A 25,298-nucleotide genomic window follows, 5' to 3' on the forward strand; every position below is an offset into this window, starting at 1 on the left:
AGATTGCTCAGGAGATCAAACCAATTTCGCGCAATCTTTCTTTTAAATAGCTGCTTGCCGTTACGCCTTCTGCCAAAACTGTTTCTGGGCGCGGGTGCAAAAATAAAGGCATGGAGTAGCGCGATCGCCTTGCCAAATTTCCTACCGGATTGACCACGCGATGGGTGGTCGAGCGATAGTAGCCCCCACTGGCGAGTTGGAGCATATCCCCTACATTAACTACTAAGTCACCCATGCTACATGGTACTTCATGCCATTTACCCTGGCGATCGCAAATTTCTAAACCCGTCGCCGTCGCTGCTGGCAATAGGGTGATCAGGTTAATGTCCTCATGGGCAGCGGCACGAATGGCACCATCGGCAACTCGATCTGGCAAAGGGGGATAGTGCAGGATGCGTAGAACTGTGGCGGGGCTATCGGCAATTGCCTGACTTAATTGCAACCCTCGCAGACAAGCGGGCGATCGCTCCGATGCCTCGATCCAACCCAATATTTCTGCGGCTAGTTGAGTTAATTGGTGAAATAGCTGCCTGGTGCGATCTCCCATACCTATTGGCAATTCACTCCAGGTATAGAGATGGAAAAATTCTTTGAGATCTGGCTGGCTGCTGTCCTTGGCTCGTTCGGACTTAAAGGGAAAATAGCCAGACTGAGCCTCGGGGTCGAAAGTGTAATTGTGTTTGGCGGGCGAACTAAAAAATTCTTGCCACTCCTGGTAAGTGTCTGCAATTAGCTTGAAAGCGATCGGGTGCTCCGTCACTACAGCAAAGCCTGTTTGATGCAACGACTCAATTAAAATTGCTGGTGCGTTGGGATCGTCGTAGGGAGCTTTACGCAAGTCCATGTTAAAAAAACATAAAATGTTGTCTTTTTTCGGTATCATAAACTTCATAGTAAATTTAACAATTCTTACAGGGCAACAAGAAGTGATTAGGGTAGCAATTAACGGATTCGGACGAATTGGGCGCAATTTCCTCAGGTGTTGGGCAGGGCGCAAGGATAGCCAGATAGAGGTTGTTGCCATTAATGACACCTCTGACCCTCATACCAATGCTCATCTGCTGCGCTATGACTCCATGCTGGGCATTTTTAATGCTGATATTAGTGCTGACGATGACTCTATCACCGTAAACGGACACAAAATTAAAACCACATCGGATCGCAATCCTGAAAATTTACCCTGGGCGCATTTAGGCATTGACCTGATTATTGAGTCTACAGGCGTGTTTATCGATCGCCCTGGTGCCACAAAGCATATGAATGCTGGGGCGAAAAAAGTATTGATTACTGCCCCCGGCAAAAATGAAGATGGCACCTTTGTTATGGGTGTAAACGATAGTCAATACGAACACGACAAACACCACATTATAAGTAATGCTAGTTGCACGACTAACTGCTTAGCTCCGGTTGCCAAAGTATTACAAGAAAATTTTGGCATCGTTAAGGGCGTGATGACTACTACCCACAGTTACACGGGCGACCAGCGCCTGCTCGATGCCAGCCACAGAGATCTGCGCCGCGCTAGAGCAGCAGCTTTAAGCATTGTCCCAACTTCAACTGGTGCGGCCAAGGCTGTAGCGTTAGTATTGCCAGAGCTTAAAGGTAAGCTCAACGGGATTGCGCTGCGCGTACCCACGCCCAACGTGTCTGTCGTAGACTTTGTCTGCGAAACTGAGAAGTCAACTATTGCTGAAGAAGTGAATGAAGCAATGAAAGCTGCTGCCGAAGGGCCTATGAAAGGTATCCTGAAGTATGGCGATCTGCCTCTAGTTTCAATTGACTATCGCGGTACCGATGAGTCGTCAATTCTTGACTCCTCGCTCACGATGGTGATGGCAGGTAATATGGTCAAGGTTGTGGCCTGGTATGACAACGAATGGGGCTACAGCCAACGCGTTGTCGATCTAGCCGAGCTTGTTGCCAGGAAATGGGTCAGATAAGAACCTGCTCTAACACAGCGATCGGGCTATTTCTAGCTCAACAGAAACTGTAATACTTCTAAAGGGTATAATTAGCGGGACAAGGAGCAATTGCTGCTTGTCCTAATCTGTTTTAGTGACATTCAACCTAGGTCGGTTGTCTGCGACTATGCGTTGCACTAAATCTGGATGGAGTAATAGACAGAGGGAGACAAAAAACAGCCAAAAATGGGAAAAATTATATTTGCGTGCTAGGTAGTTCTGTCCAGATTGTATATATCCAAATTCAAGCGCCTAATTCGTTGACGCAGTAAGTCGAATGCTATTACAGTTTTTGTTAGATAAGGTCTCTACCAAAAAGGATACTATCGATACCGAGACTATCGATCGAAAAATGACTGAGGTTCGTGACAATCGAGCAGCTAAGCCTTCTGGCAAAGTGTCGCTTGGTATCGTTCTTGTGGTGCCATTCGTAATTCAGATATTTGCGGCGGTGGGGCTGGTTGGCTATCTGTCGTGGCAGAGCGGCAGAAAAGCAGTTAACGAGCTATCAACCCAGTTGCGCGACGAAATTAGCAACCGGATTGAGACGCATACTCTCACATACCTCAATAAGGTGCAGGCGATCGCTCAGGTAGCAGTTGCGGCGATGGATAGTAACAACGTCAATCCCGATGATTTTCACGCTTTAGAACGCTTTTTTTGGCAAATTGTCAGTCATAGAGAATTAGAGAATTATATCTACTATGCCAACACTAAGGGTCATTTCCTCGGTGTAGAACTAAGAGAAGACGGCAATTTCTATCTGGCAATTAAGAATGAGTCCACAGGACTAAATCGCAGAATTTATCAGCTCGACTCCCAAAACCGCAGAGTTAAAGTAGTTCGCACTCACAAGTTAGATCCGCGCGTCAGGCCCTGGTTCAAAAACGCGGTGGAAGCAGGTAAACCCACCTGGAGTCCCATCTATGGTTTTGCTTCCCGCAACCCTCCGCTCCTTGGGATCAGTCCAGTTATACCCGTTTACAATAAATCTAACGTTCTGCGCGGTGTCCTGAGTATGGACATCAGACTGTCAGAGATTAGTGAGTTCCTGAGAACATTAGTTACCAGTCCCTCTGGGCAAAGCTTTATTATCGAGCGATCGGGGGATCTAGTTGCGAGTTCCAAAATCGAGCAGCCCTTTACAATCAAGGGAAATGGCAAAGATCGAACTGTCGAGCGGATCAAAGCAGTAAATAGCAACGAATCTATTGTGGCGGCTACGACCGATTACTTGCTGAAGACCTATGGCGATCTCAACAATATTTCAGATAGCATCAAGCTAGAGTTCAAGGACAGCGATAATAATCTGCAATTCGTGCACGTCAACCCTCTGCGCGACGGTCGGGGTATTGATTGGCTGATTGTGGTTGTCATCCCCGAGCGCGACTTTATGGAGCAGATCAATGCCAATACTCGCAACACCATACTGTTGTGTCTGGCAGCTCTGGCGATCGCGATCGCGCTCGGCGTGCTTACAGCTCGTTGGATCGTAAAACCAATTTTACGCCTGCGCGATGCCAGCCAGGCGATCGCCGCTGGCGAACTCGATCGCAAGGTAGAAGAGGTCAAGAGTATTGAAGAATTGGATGTTCTAGCGCGATCTTTCAATCAAATGGCCGGGCAACTGCAAGAGTCGTTCGATACTTTAGAAAAAGCAAACGCAGAGCTAGAAAATCGCGTTGCCGAACGCACCTCCGAACTTAGTAGAGCGAATCAGGAAATCACCATCCTCAACGAGCGCCTTAAAACTGAAAATTCGCGCATGAGCTCTGAATTGGAGGTAACTCGCCAACTGCAACAAATGATTTTGCCTAAGGATGAGGAGTTACGACAGATTGAGGGTCTGGATATTGCCGGATTTATGGAACCCGCAGCCGAAGTAGGCGGCGACTACTACGACGTACTACAACATGATGGCAGGGTCAAGATTGGCATCGGCGACGTGACCGGTCACGGTCTGGAAAGCGGCGTAGTAATGATCATGGCTCAGACAGCCGTGCGAACTTTGCTCGCAGTCAACGAAAAAGATCCAGTTAAATTTATGAGCGCGCTCAACTACGCAATTTACGGCAACACGCGCCGCATGGAGTCATATAAGAACATGACCATTGCCCTGTTGGACTATGAGGCAGGTGTCCTGCGTCTTAGCGGCCAACACGAAGAATTGATTGTCGTACGCAATAATGGGGTTATAGAACAATTTGATACGATGAATTTGGGCTTCCCATTGGGCATCGAATCCGACATCTCGCAATTTATTGCAGAAACCAAGGTAGAACTCGATCCTGGCGAAATTGCCGTGCTATATACAGATGGTATTACCGAAGCTGTAAATGGTAAGAACGAGCAATATGGGTTAGAGCGCATGTATGAGATTCTTAAGCAAAATCGCCACAAATCCGCCAACGAGATCCGGCAAGCCGTAATTGATGGCGTGATGGCGCATATTGGCACTCAAAAGGTTTTCGACGACATTACGTTACTTGTATTGAAGCAAAAGTAAATTAACAAGATCGTTCAACACATTCAAAATTATGATGCAAATATTTGGCGAATTTATTGACGAACTACCAGTAAGCGAGGAGTACTTAACCATCCACTTTTCACCTGGCTCCACTCCCCGTAAGAAGCGTTGGAGCAACTACGGGCTGTCGGCAGATTTCTTAGGTGACTACTTTGCTAATTTTTTCCCCGGCGACGATCTCCCCAATGGCAACATTGATAAAAGGGCAAACGTCAAAGGTGCAGTGAGCTATATAGCTAACGAGTTGCTAGAAAATACGATGAAATATAGCGACGAAAAAGCAAATCTTGCAGTCAGTATATCTTTGTATTTATATGACGAAAAACTCGTTTTTCGGGTGATCAATCCAGCCGAAGTGCATGTCGCTGAGGGATATAAAACCTTTGTGCAAGAATTAATTAGCTCGGATGTTGATGAGATGTACTCTAAACAACTGGAACAAACAGCTTTAGGAATGGGAGGATCTCACATGGGAATCTTAACCATGATCAACGACTATGATGCCAAAATGGGATGGAAATTCGATCCGCTACCTCAGCAGCCTGACGTAGTACAAGTTACGGTTATGGCTTACTTAAATCTATAGAAGACTGTAGTTACTTATTAATGGGAAACTGGGTATTGTATAGATCGAGTCCAGCGTTCGATCGTCGATCGGCAAGCTGTTTATATTATTCTCAAAATTTAAGGAGTCATTGTTAGCGTGGAAATTACAAATAAAGATTACAAAGTATGGTACGACGGAGAAAATGCCACGGTTTTCTTAAAGGGGTTCCTCAGACTTGATGGTATAGAAGAATATAAACCAATTATGAATTTGTTGATCGATGCCATAACTCAAGCATCAGATCTAACGATCGATCTCAAAGAGCTAGAGTTCCTCAACAGTTCTGGTATCAGCATGCTGTCTATGTTTGTGGTGGAGGTGCGTAACAGAGGTAGTGTTGAGATTACGTTACAAGGCTCTAATAAGGTATTGTGGCAAACTAAGTCATTGCGAAATCTCCAACGTTTAATGCCAAATATGAAATTAGAATTTGTCTAAGATTAAGGAACGATCGTGGGAACTGAAACCTCAATCGATAATTATGATAACGATCGGGCAGCTTCGACAAGCTGGCTGTGCGAGCAGGTTGAGAGATTGCAACGGGCTAATCGCGATCTACAAATTGCCCTGGAAACAACTGCCCTGCATGGTGATGTGATTGAGGCTCAATTACAAGAGGTAAATCAGCAACTTCAGGCCGAAATTTTGCAGCGTCAACAGAAAGAGGCAATTCTACAGTCGATTTTAGAAATTGTCTCTCGGCAAAAGGCCGATTTAGAGGTAATTTTACAAACTACTGTCGAGCACAGCGACACTATTGAGGCTCAACTCTACGTACTTAACCAACAACTCCAACATGAAGTTGGAGAGCGCAAACAGTCCGAGACCGCTCTACAATCTCTGCTGAAAATTCTTTCCAAGGAAAAAGATGACCTGGAAGCCATCATGCGAACGATTATCGAGCATGGCGATGCAGTAGAAACGCACTGGTTTAATAAAGCCTTGGAAGCTAATCTCCTGGCAACGGTGGATGGTCTCACCCAGATCGCTAATCGCCGTAAGTTTGATGAGTATTGCAACCGTCAGTGGCAACAGATGCTGGGCGATCGCACGCCACTCGCCCTAGTCATGTGCGATGTGGACTTCTTTAAAGACTACAACGATGCCTTCGGCCATTTAGCGGGGGATGATTGTCTGAGGCAGGTAGCTCTATCGATCGATCGCGTTCTCAACCGCCCTATGGATATGGTAGCTCGGTTTGGCGGTGAAGAATTTGTCGTGGTCTTGCCACAAACTAGCGCGGCGGGGGCAATGAAAGTAGCCGAACTGATTCAAACCGAAATTGCCAATGCGAGGATAATACACCCGCGATCGCTGGTAAGCGACTACGTAACTTTAAGTATCGGCATTGTCAGTGTCGTACCAACTGAGAATCGCTCCCCTAAGGATCTAATTGACGAGGCAGATCAAGCACTTTACATTGCCAAGCAGCAAGGAAGAAACCGCATAATTTATCTATCCATGACCTGAAGCTTTCAGCGGTCAGCTTTTAGTGAAGAAATTTTACAATTTGGAGTAGGATGGCTATAGAGATCTCATGGGTAGGGTGGGCAGTGCCCACCTTACTGGTCAAAAGATTAACTTTATATAGCTGTCATGGATATTACTCAGACTCAAGATCGGCTCCAGGATTTGGTTAGTAAATATCGATCGCAGGTAGATTTTTTCACGATCCGCCTGGAACAATCGGAGGGGACTGACATTTTTTTGCGCGGCGGCAAAGTTGAAACTCTCAGCACGGGCATTTCCACTGGGGGACAGGTACGCGCCTGCCACAAGGGTGGCTGGGGATTTGCCAGCTTTGATAGCTGGGAGAAACTGGAGCAAAAGTTACTCGAAGCGATCGCTGCTGCCAAGTGGGTGGGTAATGAAGAAACCATTCTGGCTGAGGTCGATCCGATTCAGGTAGAGCGATCGATGATTCAAGTCGATCCGCGCCAGATTCCCTTAGCGCAAAAAAAGGCGCTATGCAATCACTATACGGATATTTTGCAGGCGGTGTCGGATAAAATCGTTACTACTTCCGTGCGCTATGGCGATAGCACGCAGAACATCGCGATCGCTACATCTGAAGGCAGCACGATCTACCAGTCGTGGGCGGATTGGGAAATGCGCTTTGCGGCGACGGCGCGCGATGGCAATACCGTCCAAACTGGTCGCGAAACCGTTGGTTCCAGGCGCGCCTATAGCGACTTAGAGGGACTGGAGCGTCAGGTTAAATCGGCAGCCGAGCGAGCTGTGACCGCGCTCAATTTACCTGTAGTGCAGGGCAATACCTATACGGTGGCGATCGATCCGATCCTGGCGGGACTATTCGTACACGAGGCATTTGGACATCTTTCCGAAGCGGATGCAATCTACGAAAACCCCGATCTGTTAGAGGTAATGAGCTTGGGCAGGCAGTTTGGTACGTCGGACTTGCAAATTTTTGACGGAGCCGCACCGTTTGACGATTATGGCTTCCATCGCGGCAGTTATTTCTACGATGATGAGGGCGTACCGGCTACAACCACGCAGCTAATTAAAGATGGTATGTTGGTGGGGCGCTTGCATTCTCGCGAAACGGCTGGCAAACTGGGTGAGGCAACGACAGGTAATGCCCGCTGTTTGAACTATCATTACCCTCCCATTGTCAGAATGACCAATACCTGGATTGGGCGTGGCAAAACTCCCGTATCGGACTTGTTTGAAGATATTCCCATTGGTGTCTATGCCAAAAACTGGCAGGGCGGCATGACTAATGGCGAGATGTTTACCTTCACTGCCGGAGAAGCTTGGATGATTCGCAATGGCAAAATTGCGGAGCCAGTCAGAGATGTAACCCTGTCAGGCAACGTATTTCAAACTTTGGCGGATATCGAAGCGATCGCCGATGATTTCTATTGGGATGAGTCAGGTGGCTGCGGTAAAGGCGGTCAGAATGGACTGGCAGTCGGCTGCGGTTCCCCCAGCCTGCGAATTCGCAATGTTGTAGTCGGCGGCGAAGCCTGAACGATCCCATGCCTAGCGACCAGGAGTCGCAGCTATACAAACACAGTCTGCGCAGGCAGACTGTGAGAAAAGGGTTAACAGATCGGGATTTGGTATGAGACTTTAAGTAGCCTGGAGAACTGCTGCTTGTATTTCCTGAAACTGAATGATGTCCTTGCGCGGGTCAACATCGGATACCTTGAGGCTAAGACTTTCGCCGATATTAATGTTTCTGGTCATTCGCATTGGCAGCTTTAGACCCAAGTCCTCCAGTAAAATTAGCCCCAGCCTTTCGTTTTCGCGTAACCAATCTAACAACAGCGCCCGCCACACAGTATCTCGATGGCGGCGCAGATATTCCAAACTCCAGTAGCGAGTGGTTTGGCGTTCGATCTGAACTGCTTCAAAAATAGCGGGATCGATCGCGTGTAGCAGGTCGCTCAAAGATTCCACCGTAAACGGTAAAGGTTGACCGCTGAGATGGGCTTTAATCTGCCAGTGTGCCAGGAGATCGCTGTAGCGGCGAATGGGTGACGTGACTTGAGCGTAGGCATCTAAGCCCAAGCCAGCATGACGCAAAGGATAGACTCCTGCTTCTCCCTTGGTCATGCAGCGACAGATGGCAAATTCACGTACTGGGCCTGGCGGTAACTGCAAAATCTCCTCTTCAGATGGGAGGTCTGGCTGTTCCTGATAGCGGTAGGGAATTGGAATATTATTAGCCTGCGCGAATTTAGCTGCTACCTCGCCCGTGAGAATCATCATCTCCGCTACCAATTGTCGAGAGAAGGAGTCATCCAAAATCTCTAAAGTCAGGCTTTCAGGATCGTCGAGATCGACTTTAATGGTAGTTTCCGGCAAGTCGATATTAATCGCTCCCTGCAATCGCCGCCAATTAGTTCTAAGGCGAGCATACCTGGCGATCGCTTCGAGATCTGCTTCCACCCCCAGCTCTAACATCTCCGTGACATCTTCATAGGTGAGACGATAGCTCGGCTTGATCGAACTGGCGCAGACATCGTAGTTCACCACCATACCATCATCATCTAACTCGATCGCAAAGGACAGGGCATGGCAAATCTGCCCTTGGACTAAGCTCATCACCCCCGTGGCAAACTCAAGCGGGAACATCGGGATCGTACCAGTAGGCAGATAAACGCTAGTACCGCGCTTGCGGGCTTCGCGATCGAAAATGTCATTGGGCTGCACCCAGCGCGACGGATCGGCAATGTGGATCCAGAGACGCTGCTTGCCATTGGCAATGGTTTCAACACTCAAACCATCGTCGATTTCTCTAGTACTTTCATCGTCGATCGTGTAGACGTGCAAATGGGTTAGATCGAGGCGCGCGATCGAATCTGGAGTTGGCGAGTCGATAAATTCCCGCACCTTAGATAGCAGTTCCGCAGAGAAACGAATGGGAATCTGACTGCGCCTGAGGAATAGATTCTCATGAACGTTCCAAAGTCCCAAGTCCACCAGGAGTTGAAATGCTCCTGTATCGCTTTTAGGGCGATGCAGCGCTGTCAACAGTTCGATCGCGATGGATTTATCGGACGATTCCTCCCCATGAATGGCATAGCGCTCTAAGCTTTCTAATCGATGGCGATCGCTACTCGTCCACTCCACCTGCTCGCCTACCAGTTTGTCTTTGAGTTTTTGCAAAAATGTGTTGGCTTCCTGTGCCCGTGCCGCTGCTACTTCCGCCTGATGTTTTAATTCGGTGACTTGGGCTGTAGAGCGTGGCTCGTAGCCATTACCCTTTTGCTTAAAGTAGAGTTTGTCTTCGCTGAGCAAGCAGTAGGCGGCATAGGTCGTAGCGGCGCTAACCTCAGAAAACAGTAGCTGAGCCAGCCCTTCTGGGGTAACGGGCTGATGCTCCTCTACTAAAATCTCCCATGCTACCGCCAAACTATCGGGATCGAGGTATGGCTTGACCTGCTGGTGGAAAGTAGGGATCTGCTTGACTGTAAACTTTTCAGGTTCAGCATTAGTTTTACCCTGAATTACGTAGTCAATTTCACGCGGGTGCAGAGTATGAGGCGTGCCGTTTTCATCAATTACTTGCAGATGCTTTTTCCCTTCTGGGCGATCGACGACCGCCAAGCGGCGATCGCCATGCAGACGAAACTCAACCAGAGTACCTTTTTCCACAAGCAATATTTCCCAATACTTCCCACAATTACCCAGAACTATTTAGACCGAGTTTATAGCCTAGGTGCCTCTAGTGAATTTTACTCTAAAGGCAACAAGAAATTTATAATGGGCTTTAGCATCAACACTTCTTTAACTCTCCAATAGCCTTATATGCTCTGTTCCACTAGGGAATTACTCGAAACCTCGCGGCGCAATGTCTATGCGATCGGCGCATTTAATATCTACAACCTGGAGGGAGTGCGAGCAGTCGTAGACTCAGCGGAGGCAAACTTCAGTCCCGTCATGTTACAAATTCATCCCAGCGCCCTGTCCTATGGCGGTACGGGTTTAGTTGCCCTGTGCCTGGAAGCGGCAAGAGCGTCAACCGTACCCATCAGCGTCCATCTCGATCACAGTACCTCGGAAAAGGCAATTCGAGCTGCTCTGGATGCTGGCATGAAATCGATTATGGCGGATGGCTCGCATTTACCATATGCAGAAAATCTGGCTTTTACAAAAGCAATGACACAACTAGCCCACGCTCGTGGAGCCGCGATCGAAGCGGAAATTGGCAGAATCAGCGGCACCGAGGATGGTCTCACTGTCGCCGAGAAAGAGGCCAAAATGACCGATCCCGTTCAAGCTGTGGAGTTTGTTAAAGCTACGGGTGTGGATGCGCTAGCCGTAACCATCGGTAACGTGCATGGCGAATATAAGAGCGAACCACGCCTGGATTTTAAGCGTCTGGCGGCAATTCGGGCGGCGGTTGACGTGCCCCTGGTACTGCATGGGGCATCTGGCTTACCACCCGCCACGATCGCCCAATCCATTCAGCTTGGGGTCTGCAAGTTTAATGTCAATACCGAAGTGAGACAGGCGTATGTCAGCAACCTGGCGCAAAGTTTGCAAAACTCCCCGCTTAAGGATTTGCTAGACGTAATGCAAAGCGGGATCGATGCCATGCAAGCAGTCATCACCGATAAACTGGAGCTATTCGGCTCTACCCACAAGCAACACCTCCACCAGTCACCCTATGCCGACATGCTGGCAGCTAGTGCGGTGTAGGAAGCTCCTCGAAAGGTGGGCAATGCCCACCACCCTACCAATTGAGATCTTCAATAAAATGCTTATAGGGGCAATCCGCTTCTGGCAGTACGCATCCCGCAGGGGATCGCCCTGATGGTAAATGTGGAATACTAGACCCAAGTAGGAGAAAAAATTTCATGTCTCACTTTACAACTATCAGGGTTCAGATCGAGGATGGCGAGATCTTGCTGGAAGCGCTCAAAGATCTGGGGTATAGCGTAGAACAAAATGCTATGGTACGGGGCTATCAGGGGAATAAGACGAAAGCGGACTACGTCATTCGGCAAAATAATGGCTACGACCTTGGTTTTAGGAAAGTAGCTGCAAGTTATGAATTAGTGGCGGATTTCTGGGGAGCGCGGATCGATCCGCAGGCGTTTATCGGTACCGTCACGCAAAAATACGCCCATAAAGCGCTGCTCGTAAAAGCACAGGCACAGGGCTTTGCGATCGAACAGTCCGAGATCTTACCCGATGGTACTGTGCGCGTAGTCGTGGGGCGTTGGGTATGAAGGTATCTTTAGAATTTCTGTATCATTTTTGTTGCGATCGCTGCAAAAGTTGGTGGAGCAGAGCTGATATCGAGCCACAGATCGATGAAAAGGTTTACTGCCCCAACTGCGGACACGTCAATATTATTGAGGGCATCCAGACCTTTCGCAATGCAGCTAAATATACCTGCACGCAAAGAATTCCAGATTATTGAGGGCATCCAGACCTTTCGCAATGCAGCTAAATATACCTGCACGCAAAGAATTCCAGACTAATTCGCAATACCTGAAATCTATAGCAGGGCAAAGCCACAAAATATTGCTTTGCAAAATTTAAGCAAGTCTTTATAGAAGAGTCAGGTTTAAAACTAAACTAGTTAAGAACTTATGTTACACAGACCTGTAATCTCCTGTAACTCGTAACGTGTTTTCGTACATAAGGGTCGCAGGGGTGCAACCCCCCGTTCCGGTTCTTTTCCCTTCTCCCTGAGGGTGAGGGGTGAGAGGTGAGGGGTTCACAAGTTTTTGCGTAAGGTGAGTTAAGCACTAAAAACGGACTCTTTTAAGGAATATTAAATTTGCGTAAGATTGTAATTGCTGGCAACTGGAAAATGTATAAGACCCAGACGGAGGCTAAAGCATTTCTGGTTGATTTTTTACCTCAACTCACTGCCCAAGCGAGCGAATTTGGCGCAGCCGCACAAATTATTTTATGTGCCCCATTTACTACTCTGCCCACACTGTTGGGGCTGGCTGCGAACGCTCCAACCAACCTCAGTATTGGAGCGCAGAACGTTCATTGGGCTGATAACGGGGCTTTTACAGGCGAGATCGCTGCTCCTATGCTGGTGGAGTTGGGAATTAAATATGTAATTGTGGGTCATAGCGAACGACGACAGTATTTTGGCGAAACCGATGCAACAGTTAACCAACGCCTCAAAGCTGCTCAAAAACACGGCATGACTCCGATTTTGTGCGTAGGTGAGAGCAAGCAGCATCGCGCTGCCGGTGAAACAGAAACATGGATTGCTTCCCAACTGCAAAATGGCCTGCAAGATGTAGATCTCACAAACTTAATAATTGCCTACGAGCCGATCTGGGCGATCGGTACCGGCGATACCTGCGAAGCCAAAGAAGCAAATCGCGTCATTGGTAAAATCCGCAGCCAACTGAACGATCGGGATCTCACCATTCAATACGGGGGGTCGGTAAAATCCGATAATATCGACGAAATTATGGCACAGCCTGAAATCGACGGCGTTCTGGTTGGTGGAGCCAGCTTAGATCCTGAGGGGTTTGCGCGCATAGTCAATTATCGCTCGCTATAATCAAGGCAAGGTGTGGAGTTAGTGTTGTCTCCTAAGCTTTCGACTATTTCATTAAGGTTAATGCTAGGATGTCAACGATCTAGAAGCTTATGGTTTAAACTTATTGCGATGGCTTCAGTTCTCCTTTTAATACAAGGAAATTAACAGGGGGTTCATCTTCCTTCGCTATGTTAAAAGTAGTTAAGATTTTATGACTTACAGCATAGATTCGGTTTGAGCTTGTCCTGTTAATTTGGCAAAAGGTTTTGCAAAAGTTTTCCTATGATTTCCCAGCTTTGACTTTGGTAATTTCCAAAGTTCGTAAGCTTTTCCCCAAGTGAGTCATGGTATGTTCCGGAGGTTCAAATGAGCAAATTAAATAAGTCCAGTAAGTCTCCTAAGCCACCTGTTAGTTCTGCATCAGATTTGGTAGCGCCCAAACCTCCTGCTAAGGAATCTCAAAAACTAGAGCTAGTCAAATTGATTAGTCCTCCAGTCAAGCCAGAACCTGCGGACAAAACGACGGACAAAGCAGAGGCATCAACTGTTACGTCTAAGGTTGAAGTACCAGTTGAGTCGGCAGTGACAACTGCAGAGGCTATAGAGCAATCGCCTGACACATCGTCCGATATGCCACCATCGGTCGAGCATTTGGAGCGTAACCTCCCAATTCCGCCTGCCACTGAGCCGATGCAATATAGGGCTATTGGCCTGATTCAAGGTCGCTATACGCCTGAAGCAGATCAGTTCAGCAAAGGTAATCTGGTTACACCCGATGGAACAGAGATCGATGCCGTGTTATTGGGTAAGGTTATTTCAATTGTGAAAAAACGGCTCGATCTCGAAAAAGACTATTACTGGGTAGTATATCCCCGCACTCGCGATAAAACGGGAGATTTGCACGTTCAGATCGCTGGCGTGTGGGCACCATTGGAAATGGGGAAACCCGATCAGCCCACCGAACCTAATATCGACGATGGTTATTTCTCCGTGCGCGGCGAAGTGACAGCTCAGTCACTAGAACAAAATCAAGTATTTATTAAAGTGCGCCGTAGCGATCCGCAAGGCTCAAAACAACCTGCACCGCAAAAGTCCGACCAGAAGAAGGGCGCTGCGAAATCTACAACAAAGTTTAAAATTGCCCTAGCGGGTATTCTGCCTGCTAACGCAGTCGGCCAATTTTGGGACATTAACGCGCAGCGCCAGGGCAACGTACTGAATATCCTTGATGCGAAATTTATTGCAACCATCCCTTCTAAAGGATCGCGCAAGCCTTTCCGCAAGCAAGATAATCGCTCGGGATCGGGATTTAAGCCCAAACCTAAGAAATATGGAGATCGGGAGGGCAGCTTTAGCGATGGGGGATCGAGCAAGCCTATTCCCAGATCGTCTTCCGAACGTCCAAGCCGTCCGATCCTCAAGAAAAATACCCCCAACCCCTAATCCCCAACCTAGGTAAGGGTTTAGCATTCGTCCGATTGTCTTGGCATCAAACGCAAGAATTCATGACAAACGCTAAACTCCTGTGGCAACCCCCAAACCCCGGTACGGGTTTAGCATTTGTCCGATTGTCTTGGCATCAAACCAAAGAATTCATAACAAATGCTAAACCCCTGCGGCAACTCCCAAACCCTACTTCACAGCATAAAGCTGCTCTACTACGGTCTGCCTTGCCCATGCGTCTACGGCGACAATATCGTCCAGACTGGGTTGGGCGATGCAGTCGTGGCGATCGCAGGTTATTTCGATGAGTTGAGGGATCTGCACGAAGGAGATCTTTTCATTTAAGAAGAGTTCTACTGCTTGTTCGTTGGCAGCGTTGAGGACGGCAGGCATGGTGCCACCACTTCTGCCTGCAGCATAGGCAAGTTGCATGCAAGGATACTTGCGATGATCTGGTTCGCGGAAAGTCAGGTCGCCGCACTTGAACAGATCGAGTCGTTGCCAATCGGTATAGATGCGCTCCGGATACGAGAGGGCATAGAGCAGTGGCAGGCGCATATCCGGTAGCCCCAGTTGTGCCAGTACCGAACTATCTTGCAACTCGATCAGCGAATGAATGATGCTTTGTGGGTGAATGACTATTTCGATTTGTTCGTAGTCGAGGCCAAATAAATAATGTGCCTCGATTACCTCCAGCCCCTTATTCATAAGGGTGGCGGAGTCAATCGTAATTTTGCGTCCCATCGACCAGTTGGGGTGCTTGAGCGCATCGGCAACTGTGACGCTGCTTAATTTTTCCACAGGTAAATCTCGGAACGAGCCGCCGGAGGCAGTCAGCAGAATCCGCCGCAGCCCGCCCTCAGGCACGCCTTGCAAGCACTGAAAAATAGCTGAATGCTCGGAGTCGGCAGGGAGAAGCTTCACGCCGTGTTGCTTAATTAAGGGTATAACCACGGAGCCAGCCGCAATCAGGGTTTCCTTATTAGCCAAGGCAATATCTTTACCCGCCTCGATCGCCGCCACAGTTGGCAGTAACCCAGCACAACCAACAATACCAGTAACTACAGTCTGAGCGTCACCATAGGCAGCAACAGTTTGGATGCCTTCACTGCCCGCGAGCAGCATGGGTTGTGTCGTTAAGCCCGCGATCGCTTCCTTGAGATCGTTTAACTTGCTTGGATCGGCGATCGCCACGATTTCGGGCTGAAACTTACGGATCTGCTCGGCGAGGAGCGCGACATTTCCCCCTGCGGCAAGACCTACTACTCTAAATCGATCGGGATATTGCGCCACAATATCGAGGGTCTGGGTACCGATCGAACCAGTAGAGCCAAGCAGGGTAATGGGTTTCATATTTTTATTCTTAAAAGAAATGTTATTAATATTTGTTTAATATTTAGCAACCACCTTGTTTTAGTTTAAAGAAATTTGGTCACAAAACCGCGATAGTTTCAGAGTTAGCGATCGCGATGCCGAACGTCAACGCTCAGACGGATTTTGCCATTCGTGGATATCGGTGGTTGCCAATTCAGGAGCGATCGCTCGATCTGGCTCATGACCGCTTTGTCTTTTAGTGTAGATGCGTCTAGATCGAATTGAATTTGCACGACTTTGCCGCGTTCTATAGAGATATCAAATACTACCGCTCCGCTGCGATTGGCGGACAGGCCGATCGCTTGTAAATGCTTAGTTAGAGAATCTTTGACATCCTGACTCAAATTCGTTTCGATATTTCCAACCTGGATAGTGGCACTACGATTAGGAGGAGCAGTAACAGCAGCAGGCGTGGTGACTGGCACTGGAGCAGGGACAGGCAGAGATTGCGATCGCTGTCCGTATTTAGTTGTAAACCCTTCTGTCTCAGGGCGTTTGACTATTGATGGAGAACGATCTGGCGTTGGTTGAGACATTGGCGCAGGAGGAAGTGGTGCGGGCTTATACGCAGGCTGGGTTGGCGGACTGGCAGGCAGATTATGCCGATCGCTATTTTCCGCAGCGATGGTACCCGATCCGAGAGTCTGGCGATCGCGACGGAGATTCTCATCTTTGTTCTCTGTAGTTTGCGGTTTGATTGGAGGAGTTATTGTCCTTGGCAGACTGCTCGATGGGCTTGGACTTTCAAGTTGACCTCCTTCTATCTTGGATGCGGGTGGGGATTGGGAGGATACAACTTTATCTATTTTATCTGGGTTATCTGGCAGTGGAGGTGGGGAACTAGTTGGAGATGGTTCTACTGGTGAGGGAGATAGCGCAATAATTGGATCGGGAGGAGATTCTCGTTTGGGCGATCGGGATGTAGATGGTGCTGATGCAGGTGTTTGTTTGGTTGTCTGGTGCGGAAGAGATTGTTCCCGATCGGGCGCGGACTTGGGAGACGGACTAACTGGAGCGGATTCTTTCGGTCGAGCAGAAGAGATCGCATCTGGTTCGCGCTGAGAATCAGCAGACTTCTCTGCAACTTCTCGATCGCGATTGGAACTGGTGACGAGTTCTGGGGTGGGCGATCGAAAGATTAAGGTCACGGCGCTGGTGCTGATGCCCACTGTAGCAATTACAATCGCGGCAATTTTTAGCCATGCAGGGGTGATGCGCTTAACCTCTAGTTCTACGGTAGGCAAGATCGTCACGTCGATCGCAAATTGCTCCAAATTAGAAACTAGATCGAAAAGTTGTAACGTACTGAGATTTAATCTGGATAGACCAGGTACCGATAGCTTGTGGGTCAAATTCGTAACTAGATCGTCGGACAGGAAGCGATCGACATAATCGGCCACGGCAACGATTAACTTGCCAAGCTGAGTGCGATCGCCTTGAATAACTCTCTGCTTCTTCGAGAACCAGGATTGACTCGATTCAAGCGTGAGGCGAAACTGGAGATTTTGCGCGATCGGGCGATCTGACCACTCCGACAGCGGCGATCGCTGTGACTGCACCTCCAGTACGCAGGTGGGTAGCTCGTAGAGATGCTTTTGTACTAAGGCTTGAGGGCTGGACATATCTGGTAAGAGCGGGGGTTAGGAACGGCTGCGCTCCAGGAGGGCAACCCAGAGACGGCGCGAGCCTGTGGGCGCGCTATAGAACAAAAGATCGATTAATAATTTCAATGCTAACCTTTGCAAGCTACTACTGACAATTTGCCCTTCCTCCGCCATGCGTTCCTGGTAGAAATCGTTGAAGCGATCTAGATAATCGCCCAAGGTGCCATCCTGGTAGGGCGGGCGTTTTTGTGCCGTGCATTTTTCTAGATGCGCCACGGCATCGCGAATTTTTGTATGGCTTTTGGCTGCCAGGTGGCAACCGATTAGCGCCATTGCCCTCGCTTCGTCTACATCCAGTTTTTTCCTGCCACCCTTGCCCTTGCGCAATGGGCTAGCCTGTCGCAGTCGCCAGAGGGTAATGCGATCGCTGAGTACCTCCTGTAAATTTAATTCTTCCGCCGCTTGCAGCATGGCTTCTGAGCCGATACCTGTCAGAGCTTCCAACGCTAGCAGGATCAAATCTAGATGCGCTTTGATCTGGTGTAACTGCGGTGTTTCTATATCTTCGGAAAATGGCTCGGAGGACTGCATGACTGGTCAAATGCAAAAGACGTAGAGGCAATCCCTCTTCGGTTGCCCCAATTTGTTCGGAGCAGGCACGGGGTTGGGGGCAGGCACGGGGCACAGCCCCTACAATTATCGGTGCATTTTTGTGTGAGAATCACCTTACCTCATTATGGGGGATGGGGCGAGGATAGAGTTGCATGAGAGCCTGTACCTGCTCGGCATGGTAGGAACTGCGCGTTAATGGCGAAGCAACTACTTGCAAGAAGCCCATTGCCTCGCCCGCCAGCCGCCACTGCTCGAATTGCTCGGGACGGACGAACTCCTGCACGTTCAAGTGCTTTTGCGAGGGTTGCAGGTACTGCCCAATGGTGATGATATCGCAATCAACCGCCCGTAAATCTTGCATGACTGACACCACCTCGCTTGGTTCCTCTCCCAGTCCTACCATCATCCCAGATTTGGTATATACCCACGGCGCGATCGCCCTAGTACGCTGCAATAGCTCCAGCGTACGACTGTATTCGCCCTGCGGGCGGGTGCGCTTGTATAACCTCGGGACGGTTTCGGTATTGTGGTTGAGGACGTGGGGCTGTGCCGAGAGAATTTCCGCCAGCGCATCCCAGTTGCCGCACAGATCTGGAATCAGTACTTCGATCGTGGTTTGCGGCATGACCGCTTTGATGCGATCGATGCAGCGCCCGAACTGCGAGGCACCCCCATCGGGCAGATCGTCGCGATTGACGGAGGTAACCACCACGTGTTTCAGCCCCATGCGGCGCACTGCTTCAGCTAAGCGATCGGGTTCGGTGGGATCTAAGGATTTCGGCTTCTTTTCAAAGTCGATATCGCAGTAGGGGCAAGCGCGGGTGCAGGCAGGCCCCATAATCAGGAATGTAGCAGTACCCTGGTTGAAACATTCGCCAATATTAGGGCAGGAGGCTTCTTCGCATACGGTGTTAAGCCCCAGATCGCGCAGGGTGTCCTTGACATTACCAACGCGCTCCCACTGGGGCGCTTTCACTCTTAACCAATCGGGTTTGACTGCCATTTTGACTTTGATTAGGAAATTATTTAACTGCAAGTCCCTAACTGAAAACAGTTACTGATAGGGAGCTAGGTAGACTGGATGCGGTCAACTGCAAACTCGATCCGCCTAGCTTTTGGATCTTGGCTCCAGACATAAGGGTCAGGAATTCATCCACCGGGCTTAATTCACAGTTGCTGGAGGCTTTAGCAGTGCGGTAATGGGAAGGAATTACGATCCTGGGATTGAGCGCGCTAACCACTGCCTGGGCTTCGGCTGCCGTATAGCCCTTCGGCCCGCCGCCTACGGGTATGATGACCACGTCGGGGCGACCGATCAAAATGCGTTGATCGGCTGAGATCGGGGCTGCGGCACCACCGAGATGCAGGATGCGGATGCCTGCCTGCTGCCATCGCCACGCTACGTTAGTTCCAAAGCGCCGCCCGCCAATGCGATCGTGATCCATGCGAATGCCTTGAATATTAAGACCTTGCACGCTGTAGGCACCGGGCTGGTATAAAACGCGGTTTGTTTTTTCTAGCCCCCCGATGTAGCCTTCATCCAGCAGGCGCGAACTAATCAGGATGAGATCGGCGGAAGCCTTGGGTTGGGGTTTATTTGCCGTACAACCAGCGGGCTTAAAGGGATGCGTCAAAATTGTTTTCCCGCCACCGCTAATCAAAAAGCTCATGTGCCCCAACCATTGAATCGATAGCGATCCGCCGCCTTGCGAGTAGGCAGGTGAAAGGTTGCGGTCTAGCGCGATCGCTCCGGCGGCAGAAACAGCACTAATAAGTCCACCTTTAGCTAATTGAATGAATTGTCTGCGTTGCATGTTTGTTATTAGAGGTTAGGGGTTAGGGGTTGGGGATACCGCAGGGGTTTAGCATTTGTCAATAACGCTCGCATTTGATGGCAAGACTGTCGCACAAATGCTAAACCCTTACCGATGGTTGGGGTTGGGGATTGGTAATTCCATTCAGGAAGTTGCGGAGTAAATCTTTGCCAGCATTGGTTAGTATACTCTCTGGATGGAACTGTACGCCCTGGACGTGGTGATAGTCACGGTGTCGAACCGCCATGATAATGTCATCGTCTGTCCAGGCAGTGATTTCCAGGACATCGGGGCAGTGGTTGCGGTCTATGACCAGGCTGTGGTAGCGGGTAGCGGTGAAGGGATTGCTCAGACCAGCCAGGACACCAACACCCGTATGATAAATCTCGGATGTCTTACCGTGCATGAGGTAGGGGGCAGAGACAACCTGACCTCCATAAATTAGACCCATGCTCTGATGCCCCAGACACACGCCTAAAATTGGTACCGATGCCCCCAGGTCGCGAATGATATCCAATGAAACGCCTGCTTCTTCGGGGCGACCGGGACCGGGTGAAATTACCACGCCTTTAGGGGCAAGTTGTTTGACTTCGGCGATCGCGATTTCATCGTTACGCCGCACCATTACCTCACCCAGGTGGGGATATTCTGGCAGCAGTTCGCCCAGGTATTGCACCAGGTTGTAGGTAAAACTGTCGTAGTTATCGATAACTAAAATCAAGGTTTAATCGCTGACTATTCTAGATTTCAGTTATTAGTTTACCGTCTGCGATCGCAACTGTAAAAATCATCTTGCTGTTGTCAAGTTCCAACCAGACTTCCAGCAAGCAGCCACAATAACCTGCCTGCCAACTGAACTCTTGTCTTTTCTCGTCGAGCGCCAATATTTAAGGGGGTGGCTTTAACTGGAGAGGTGGAGGCGATCGCTCTCCTCATCTAATCTCAAGTCAAAGCGATCGCGGGGTACCTGTCAAACAAACATTTTGCAATACAAAGTCAAATCAAACGTAATTTATTAGCGACGGTAACGACTTTCAAGCCAGTAACGCATTTCTAATTCTGAAGCGATGCTAACTGTATCGCCCGTCCAGGGATCGTAGGCCTGCCAATAGGTATTTCCGTGGCGGTCTTGCTTTTGCCATACCTTTATTTCTGGTTCCTTAGTTAGCACGTCTATCAAGCCTTCCCATAGATTTTGTATGGCACCAAGAATGCCATGAGGTTTGCTAATTAAACGACTATGGCGATCGCTGGCTTCAGTCGAAATTAATTCTAAATCGCAATAATTTTTCCATTGTTCCGATCTCAGAGGATCTAAGGATTCGGAATTAGATGTTTGAGATGAGCGCGTAAAGAGTTTCATAATATACCTCTCAAGAATACTTCGGTCGATTTGGAGGTTCTATAATCAGCATGCCCCAATGAGATGGGCTTCGCATCATGCTTTAGATTCACCTCTTAGAATGATGTTTGAAATGAATTCGACGGATCTAGAACAGATCTTGTAATGGATATATGGATATTAAGTTGCGGTGCTCGGTGGTAGCTATTGTAAACAGCCCGACCTTAAAGAATCGAGCTAATACTTGCATTGGTTTCATGAATAAAATTCATCGATTCAGGTGATGCTAGATCCTGAGACTGGTGGCACAATGCCTATAGCATGAGCAATTTTGATACGAAATTTATCTGGCATGAATAGCAGTGTCCTGAATCAAATTAAACTGTCACAGCTACGTGCTTTTGTGGCAGTAGCGGACAGCGGTAATTTTGGTGAGGCGGCTTTGCATCTAGAGGTATCGCAGTCAGCCGTCAGCCACGCGATCGCAGCTTTAGAAGAAGAATTAGGCATCGTACTTCTCTCACGCGGTCGCCACGGCGCGCACCTTACGCCCGTGGGCGAGCAGGTAGTCGGTCACGCGCGACAGATTTTACTGGAATTGGAACATCTAGTTAAAGATGCTAATTTATCCAAAGGACTACAGGGCGGACAGGTACGGATTGCCACGTTACGCAGCGTTGCTACCCATATTCTGCCCGACGCGATCGCTAAGTTTCGGCATCGCTTTAGCGCGATCGCAGTTAGCATTACTGAATATCCCGACTATCACGGTGTTGATAAGGCTTTGAGAGAGGGGTACGCCGACATTGGTTTTACCTATCTGCCCAACAGCGAAGAGTTTGAAGCATGGGAACTACTGCGAGATGAATATATTGCCATTTTCCCTCCATCATTCCAACTTAAAGGGACACAGCTAGATTGGGAGCAATTATGCAGCTATCCCCACATCGCTACACCCGATAGTTACAGTTGCAATTACTTAGTACAGGCTCACTGTGCCAAGTTTGGCTACAATTTGCAAGTAGCATATACGGTAAGAGAAGATTCGACGATTATTAGCATGGTGGCGAGGGGATTGGGAGCGACCATTTTACCGCGCCTGGCAGCAGAACCAATCCCCGATGACTTGCACGTCTATAGTTTGCCAACTCGTCTCGAACGCATCATTGGCGTTTCAGTGCTCGCTAACGGACTGCACGTGCCTGCGGTCTATGCTTTCCTCGATACGCTCAAGCAATTTAGGTAATCTATAACGTTATAGATTACCTAGCTGCAATCCGCAGAACCAAACGTGCTTTGCCATTGGCAGAGCGAGGTGCTGCCCAACTCAGGAGCGATCGCCGCAATCGATCGATCGAAGCCCGATCTTGTAGCGAAGAAGCTCGATCGTCAAGGATGATGCTACTAATGCGACCGTTGTTAACTGAGAACTCCAGCACTATATCGCCGCTGAGATTGGTCGGTACGTTCAGGTTTTGCAGGTGGCGCATCAGCGGCTCGATGAGATATACGCGCACCTGTTCTTGCTGTGGCATCTTCCCAGTAATGCCAGTATTCTCAGCTACCGTTACACCAGTTAAACTCACGACTTGAATGCGCGATCGCACTGTTGTTTGGTCAGGCGTTTGGTTAGGAGATGGTTTATCGGTTGTAATTGAGGGTTCCGCAGCAGTTGGTTTCGCTTGAGATAATTGAGGACTTGGTTGAAATCTGGGTGCGGGTGGAGGGGCAACTGGAGCTGCGACTATGCGCTGCTTTGCAATGTAACTACTGGTACCGACATTAGCAGTAGCAGCATCCTTAGCATCGTTTCCATAAATCCCTTCAAACTTAACTCCTTGTGGTAGTTCTACGGGCACTTGCACGCGTTCTGTTTTACCATTGGGCTGCACTCGAACCTCTTCGCTGACCGCGACAAAAGCCGTGTATTGCGATAGCAAACGATAGGACAGTGCCGTGTTAGTAACCGCTTCCACGAGCGACTTAATTTCATTGCCAAACATCTGATTCATTAAATCCTTAATGCGAGCGCGTCCCCATAACTGGTCGATGCCAGTATTATTGGCTGGGCGATCGAAATTGACATCTAGAGTTTTCTCATAGCGCTTGCCGCCAGCAGCAATGCCCGTAATTCGCAGCTTACCGCTAGAGCGATCTTGCTTGCGACCAAAGAGAACTAAGGGCTGATTCGCAAATAGATCGGGGGCTGCCTGGGGATAGATTTCGGGAGCCGGCCCCGTGCCCTCCCACTGCACCTGAATATTAGTCAGGACGGGGTTGTTAATCTGTCGGAAGAATTTCTCTGCTACTGCTTCAGTTGCTTCATCTTGCCGTACCACTTGCGCCGTACCCCGTCCCACTTCGGCGAGGCGATCGAGCAGGAATCGATTGACAGAACTGCCCACGCCAAATGCATAGAGACGATTCCCTGGTTGGAGGCGCTTTTGCACTTCCGCAATTACCTCATTATCGTTGCCGATGTAACCGTCGGTGAGCAGGACGATACTGCGGACGCGCCCTTCGTTAGGACTGGGGAATTTCATCACCGCATCGATGCCATTCAACAACTCCGTGCCGCCGTTGGCATCAAGCTGGTTTATATAATTTAGTGCTTTTTGGCGATTGCTCGCAGAATTCTGTAGAGGTGTAGATGAGAGTTGGCGAGTCGTATTGGCAAAGTCAATAATCGTAAAAGTGTCGTTGGGATTGAGACCATGAATAAAGCGACGCATCAGTTCCTGGGATTTCAATAACGGATCGCCGGACTGCGAGCCGGAAGTATCCATCAGAAACACCACATCCTTCGGCACGATTTCCTCAGTACGATATTCCAAAGCGGGAATTAGATACGTGGCAAAGTGACTGCCGCGATCGCTAGTATTAGTGAGCACGGTTGACTGCAACTGCTCTCCCGCCACGCGATAGCGCAGAATTAGATCTTTGTTAGGAATCGTATCGGTGGGTGCCAGTTTGACAGCGATCCTGGAGTCGGCATCAGATTGCAGGATGACCTGATGGGAGATAGAACGCACGTCCGCAATCGGAGCGCCAGCATCGATTTCAACTTTGACATTAATGTCATGACCGGAGCGCGTTCCTGGTTTGAGAACTGGTGGCGTAATCCGAGAGGCATCGGGTACGAGATCGGTGTCGGGCGCAGGGTTGGTAGTATTGGGATTGGGCGATCGCGTCTCTGGCTCCTGGCTAATTGGTTGGCCAGGGATATAGCGCGGCCCTACCACCATCGGAAAGACAAATTCATAGTCCCCCTTCTCAAATTTGAGACTATCGGTGTAGCGGATCGTGACGTTAATTTGCTCCCCTGGTTTGATATTAGCTAGGGATTGCGTGAAAATATTATCGCGTTCTTGGTCCAGCAGTCCTGCGGTCTGTCCTCGCTGTCTTGCTTGTTCGTAGATGGCTTTGGCCTCGTCGCGTTTTTTGATATCGCCTTTGATAATGCGATCGCCGATCTTAATCTCCATATCGTCAATGGCGGCCTCATCGGGCAAGGGGAAGACATAGATCGCTTCTAGAGGGCGATCGAAGGGGTTTTGGAATGTCTGCGTGACTTCCACTCGCGATATGTTCCCAGCCACCTTTGCCTTCACATCGGTATGCTTGAGTGGGAATACCTGCTGTCGTCCTTCTTTATCCAGGACGAATAGACCATTGGCATGACTTTGCTTGGAGTTTTGCGCGTCCGAGCGATCGCTCTGGTTACCAGATACCTGCTCTGGACCTGGTTGAATAATTGTGGGGTTGGTGGGGATTCGATTGGGCATCTTTCTACCAGATTGAGCGAAGGTGTAATGTGCTACTGCCACTCCGGTCAGTAGTAAAGCGGTTGGTAATGCGTAACCTAGTTTCATAGAGAGTCCATTCCAGTTCAGCCTGGGATTTTTCATCCTAGAATGGCATGGCTGTAAACTTCGGCGCGGTCAGTTGCAGTTTTTGTAACGCATTACTCAAGTACGCGACTCCAGACATGCGAATATTTTGTATGATTAAGATCTGAGCTATT

Annotated in this window: 22 protein-coding genes; 12 read left to right on the forward strand and 10 right to left on the reverse strand. The window is 49.1% G+C overall.

All coding sequences use genetic code 11. The features are described 5' to 3' along the window. Positions 1–7: 7 nt before the first annotated feature. The gene (locus PSE6802_RS0117890) at positions 8–844 is read right to left on the reverse strand and encodes an isopenicillin N synthase family dioxygenase (protein WP_019501417.1); all 837 of its coding nucleotides are present in this window, start codon (positions 842–844) and stop codon (positions 8–10) included. An 82-nt stretch (positions 845–926) separates the two neighbouring features. On the opposite strand from PSE6802_RS0117890, the gene PSE6802_RS0117895 reads away from it, so the two are divergent. From PSE6802_RS0117895 to PSE6802_RS0117920, 6 genes are all read left to right on the forward strand, one after another. Next, positions 927–1,940 (forward strand): type I glyceraldehyde-3-phosphate dehydrogenase, encoded by a 1,014-nt coding sequence (locus PSE6802_RS0117895; protein ID WP_026103380.1) that lies wholly within the window; start codon positions 927–929, stop codon positions 1,938–1,940. A 298-nt stretch (positions 1,941–2,238) separates the two neighbouring features. Continuing rightward, positions 2,239–4,467, forward strand: coding sequence for a SpoIIE family protein phosphatase (locus PSE6802_RS0117900; RefSeq protein WP_019501419.1), 2,229 nt, complete (start codon positions 2,239–2,241; stop codon positions 4,465–4,467). Between the two features lie 31 nt (positions 4,468–4,498). Beyond that, positions 4,499–5,074: a slr1658 family protein gene (locus PSE6802_RS0117905; protein WP_019501420.1), complete on the forward strand. Its 576-nt coding sequence runs from the start codon at positions 4,499–4,501 to the stop codon at positions 5,072–5,074. A gap of 117 nt (positions 5,075–5,191) precedes the next feature. After that, a complete protein-coding gene (locus tag PSE6802_RS0117910; RefSeq protein WP_019501421.1) occupies positions 5,192–5,533 on the forward strand; it encodes a slr1659 superfamily regulator in 342 nt (113 codons plus the stop codon). Between the two features lie 15 nt (positions 5,534–5,548). Beyond that, positions 5,549–6,565, forward strand: a complete 1,017-nt coding sequence (locus PSE6802_RS0117915) for a diguanylate cyclase (protein ID WP_019501422.1) — start codon at positions 5,549–5,551, stop codon at positions 6,563–6,565. Between the two features lie 126 nt (positions 6,566–6,691). After that, entirely contained in the window at positions 6,692–8,086 is a 1,395-nt protein-coding gene (locus PSE6802_RS0117920) for a TldD/PmbA family protein (protein ID WP_019501423.1), read from the forward strand. Between the two features lie 102 nt (positions 8,087–8,188). Here PSE6802_RS0117920 and PSE6802_RS0117925 read toward each other — a convergent pair whose 3' ends face one another. Continuing rightward, a complete protein-coding gene (locus PSE6802_RS0117925) occupies positions 8,189–10,219 on the reverse strand; it encodes a ribonuclease catalytic domain-containing protein (protein WP_019501424.1) in 2,031 nt (676 codons plus the stop codon). 153 nt (positions 10,220–10,372) lie between these two features. On the opposite strand from PSE6802_RS0117925, the gene PSE6802_RS0117930 reads away from it, so the two are divergent. The 5 genes from PSE6802_RS0117930 (at position 10,373) to PSE6802_RS29515 (ending at position 14,528) form a co-directional block, all read left to right on the forward strand. Then, the gene (locus tag PSE6802_RS0117930) at positions 10,373–11,266 is read left to right on the forward strand and encodes a class II fructose-bisphosphate aldolase (RefSeq protein ID WP_019501425.1); all 894 of its coding nucleotides are present in this window, start codon (positions 10,373–10,375) and stop codon (positions 11,264–11,266) included. 158 nt (positions 11,267–11,424) lie between these two features. Further along, on the forward strand, positions 11,425–11,799 hold the full coding sequence (locus PSE6802_RS0117935; RefSeq protein ID WP_019501426.1) for a DUF1257 domain-containing protein: 375 nt from the start codon (positions 11,425–11,427) through the stop codon (positions 11,797–11,799). Beyond that, the gene (locus tag PSE6802_RS32110) at positions 11,796–11,993 is read left to right on the forward strand and encodes a hypothetical protein (protein WP_071592306.1); all 198 of its coding nucleotides are present in this window, start codon (positions 11,796–11,798) and stop codon (positions 11,991–11,993) included. The genes PSE6802_RS0117935 and PSE6802_RS32110 overlap by 4 nt, the downstream gene beginning before the upstream one ends. A 363-nt stretch (positions 11,994–12,356) precedes the next feature. Then, positions 12,357–13,106 (forward strand): triose-phosphate isomerase, encoded by a 750-nt coding sequence (tpiA, locus tag PSE6802_RS0117945; RefSeq protein ID WP_019501428.1) that lies wholly within the window; start codon positions 12,357–12,359, stop codon positions 13,104–13,106. A gap of 345 nt (positions 13,107–13,451) precedes the next feature. Beyond that, complete coding sequence (locus PSE6802_RS29515; protein WP_019501429.1) at positions 13,452–14,528, forward strand: hypothetical protein; 1,077 nt, start codon at positions 13,452–13,454, stop codon at positions 14,526–14,528. Positions 14,529–14,717: 189 nt separating this feature from the next. Here the strand turns inward: PSE6802_RS29515 and dxr are convergent, their stop codons facing one another. The 7 genes from dxr to PSE6802_RS32715 form a co-directional block, all read right to left on the reverse strand. Continuing rightward, on the reverse strand, positions 14,718–15,881 hold the full coding sequence (dxr, locus tag PSE6802_RS0117955) for a 1-deoxy-D-xylulose-5-phosphate reductoisomerase (RefSeq protein ID WP_019501430.1): 1,164 nt from the start codon (positions 15,879–15,881) through the stop codon (positions 14,718–14,720). 104 nt (positions 15,882–15,985) lie between these two features. Further along, complete coding sequence (locus PSE6802_RS0117960; protein ID WP_019501431.1) at positions 15,986–17,524, reverse strand: after-VIT domain-containing protein; 1,539 nt, start codon at positions 17,522–17,524, stop codon at positions 15,986–15,988. Positions 17,525–17,542: 18 nt separating this feature from the next. Beyond that, a complete protein-coding gene (locus PSE6802_RS0117965) occupies positions 17,543–18,097 on the reverse strand; it encodes a DUF3038 domain-containing protein (protein ID WP_019501432.1) in 555 nt (184 codons plus the stop codon). Between the two features lie 130 nt (positions 18,098–18,227). After that, the gene (lipA, locus tag PSE6802_RS0117970) at positions 18,228–19,133 is read right to left on the reverse strand and encodes a lipoyl synthase (RefSeq protein WP_263970410.1); all 906 of its coding nucleotides are present in this window, start codon (positions 19,131–19,133) and stop codon (positions 18,228–18,230) included. Between the two features lie 25 nt (positions 19,134–19,158). Beyond that, positions 19,159–19,932: an MBL fold metallo-hydrolase gene (locus PSE6802_RS0117975; RefSeq protein ID WP_019501434.1), complete on the reverse strand. Its 774-nt coding sequence runs from the start codon at positions 19,930–19,932 to the stop codon at positions 19,159–19,161. A 100-nt stretch (positions 19,933–20,032) separates the two neighbouring features. Next, positions 20,033–20,653, reverse strand: a complete 621-nt coding sequence (locus PSE6802_RS0117980; protein WP_019501435.1) for an anthranilate synthase component II — start codon at positions 20,651–20,653, stop codon at positions 20,033–20,035. Positions 20,654–20,947: 294 nt separating this feature from the next. Next, entirely contained in the window at positions 20,948–21,295 is a 348-nt protein-coding gene (locus PSE6802_RS32715) for a hypothetical protein (protein WP_019501436.1), read from the reverse strand. Between the two features lie 331 nt (positions 21,296–21,626). Here PSE6802_RS32715 and PSE6802_RS0117990 point away from each other — a divergent pair, with 331 nt between their 5' ends. Next, positions 21,627–22,520, forward strand: coding sequence for a LysR family transcriptional regulator (locus PSE6802_RS0117990; RefSeq protein ID WP_019501437.1), 894 nt, complete (start codon positions 21,627–21,629; stop codon positions 22,518–22,520). Between the two features lie 16 nt (positions 22,521–22,536). Here PSE6802_RS0117990 and PSE6802_RS0117995 read toward each other — a convergent pair whose 3' ends face one another. Continuing rightward, a complete protein-coding gene (locus tag PSE6802_RS0117995) occupies positions 22,537–25,146 on the reverse strand; it encodes a VIT domain-containing protein (RefSeq protein ID WP_019501438.1) in 2,610 nt (869 codons plus the stop codon). Positions 25,147–25,298: the final 152 nt, after the last annotated feature.

The organism is Pseudanabaena sp. PCC 6802 (genome assembly GCF_000332175.1).
Classification (GTDB): Bacteria; Cyanobacteriota; Cyanobacteriia; order Pseudanabaenales; family Pseudanabaenaceae; genus PCC-6802.

Excerpts from the sequence above, each read along its gene's own strand:
- PSE6802_RS0117890 (WP_019501417.1), bottom strand. The coding sequence starts at position 844 with ATGGACTTGCGTAAAGCTCCCTACGACGATCCCAACGCACCAGCAATT.
- PSE6802_RS0117900 (WP_019501419.1), top strand. The coding sequence starts at position 2,239 with ATGCTATTACAGTTTTTGTTAGATAAGGTCTCTACCAAAAAGGATACT.
- PSE6802_RS0117905 (WP_019501420.1), top strand. The coding sequence starts at position 4,499 with ATGATGCAAATATTTGGCGAATTTATTGACGAACTACCAGTAAGCGAG.
- PSE6802_RS0117920 (WP_019501423.1), top strand. The coding sequence starts at position 6,692 with ATGGATATTACTCAGACTCAAGATCGGCTCCAGGATTTGGTTAGTAAA.
- PSE6802_RS0117930 (WP_019501425.1), top strand. The coding sequence starts at position 10,373 with ATGCTCTGTTCCACTAGGGAATTACTCGAAACCTCGCGGCGCAATGTC.
- PSE6802_RS0117935 (WP_019501426.1), top strand. The coding sequence starts at position 11,425 with ATGTCTCACTTTACAACTATCAGGGTTCAGATCGAGGATGGCGAGATC.
- PSE6802_RS32110 (WP_071592306.1), top strand. The coding sequence starts at position 11,796 with ATGAAGGTATCTTTAGAATTTCTGTATCATTTTTGTTGCGATCGCTGC.
- PSE6802_RS29515 (WP_019501429.1), top strand. The coding sequence starts at position 13,452 with ATGAGCAAATTAAATAAGTCCAGTAAGTCTCCTAAGCCACCTGTTAGT.
- dxr (WP_019501430.1), bottom strand. The coding sequence starts at position 15,881 with ATGAAACCCATTACCCTGCTTGGCTCTACTGGTTCGATCGGTACCCAG.
- PSE6802_RS0117960 (WP_019501431.1), bottom strand. The coding sequence starts at position 17,524 with ATGTCCAGCCCTCAAGCCTTAGTACAAAAGCATCTCTACGAGCTACCC.
- PSE6802_RS0117965 (WP_019501432.1), bottom strand. The coding sequence starts at position 18,097 with ATGCAGTCCTCCGAGCCATTTTCCGAAGATATAGAAACACCGCAGTTA.
- PSE6802_RS0117975 (WP_019501434.1), bottom strand. The coding sequence starts at position 19,932 with ATGCAACGCAGACAATTCATTCAATTAGCTAAAGGTGGACTTATTAGT.
- PSE6802_RS32715 (WP_019501436.1), bottom strand. The coding sequence starts at position 21,295 with ATGAAACTCTTTACGCGCTCATCTCAAACATCTAATTCCGAATCCTTA.
- PSE6802_RS0117990 (WP_019501437.1), top strand. The coding sequence starts at position 21,627 with ATGAATAGCAGTGTCCTGAATCAAATTAAACTGTCACAGCTACGTGCT.
- PSE6802_RS0117995 (WP_019501438.1), bottom strand. The coding sequence starts at position 25,146 with ATGAAACTAGGTTACGCATTACCAACCGCTTTACTACTGACCGGAGTG.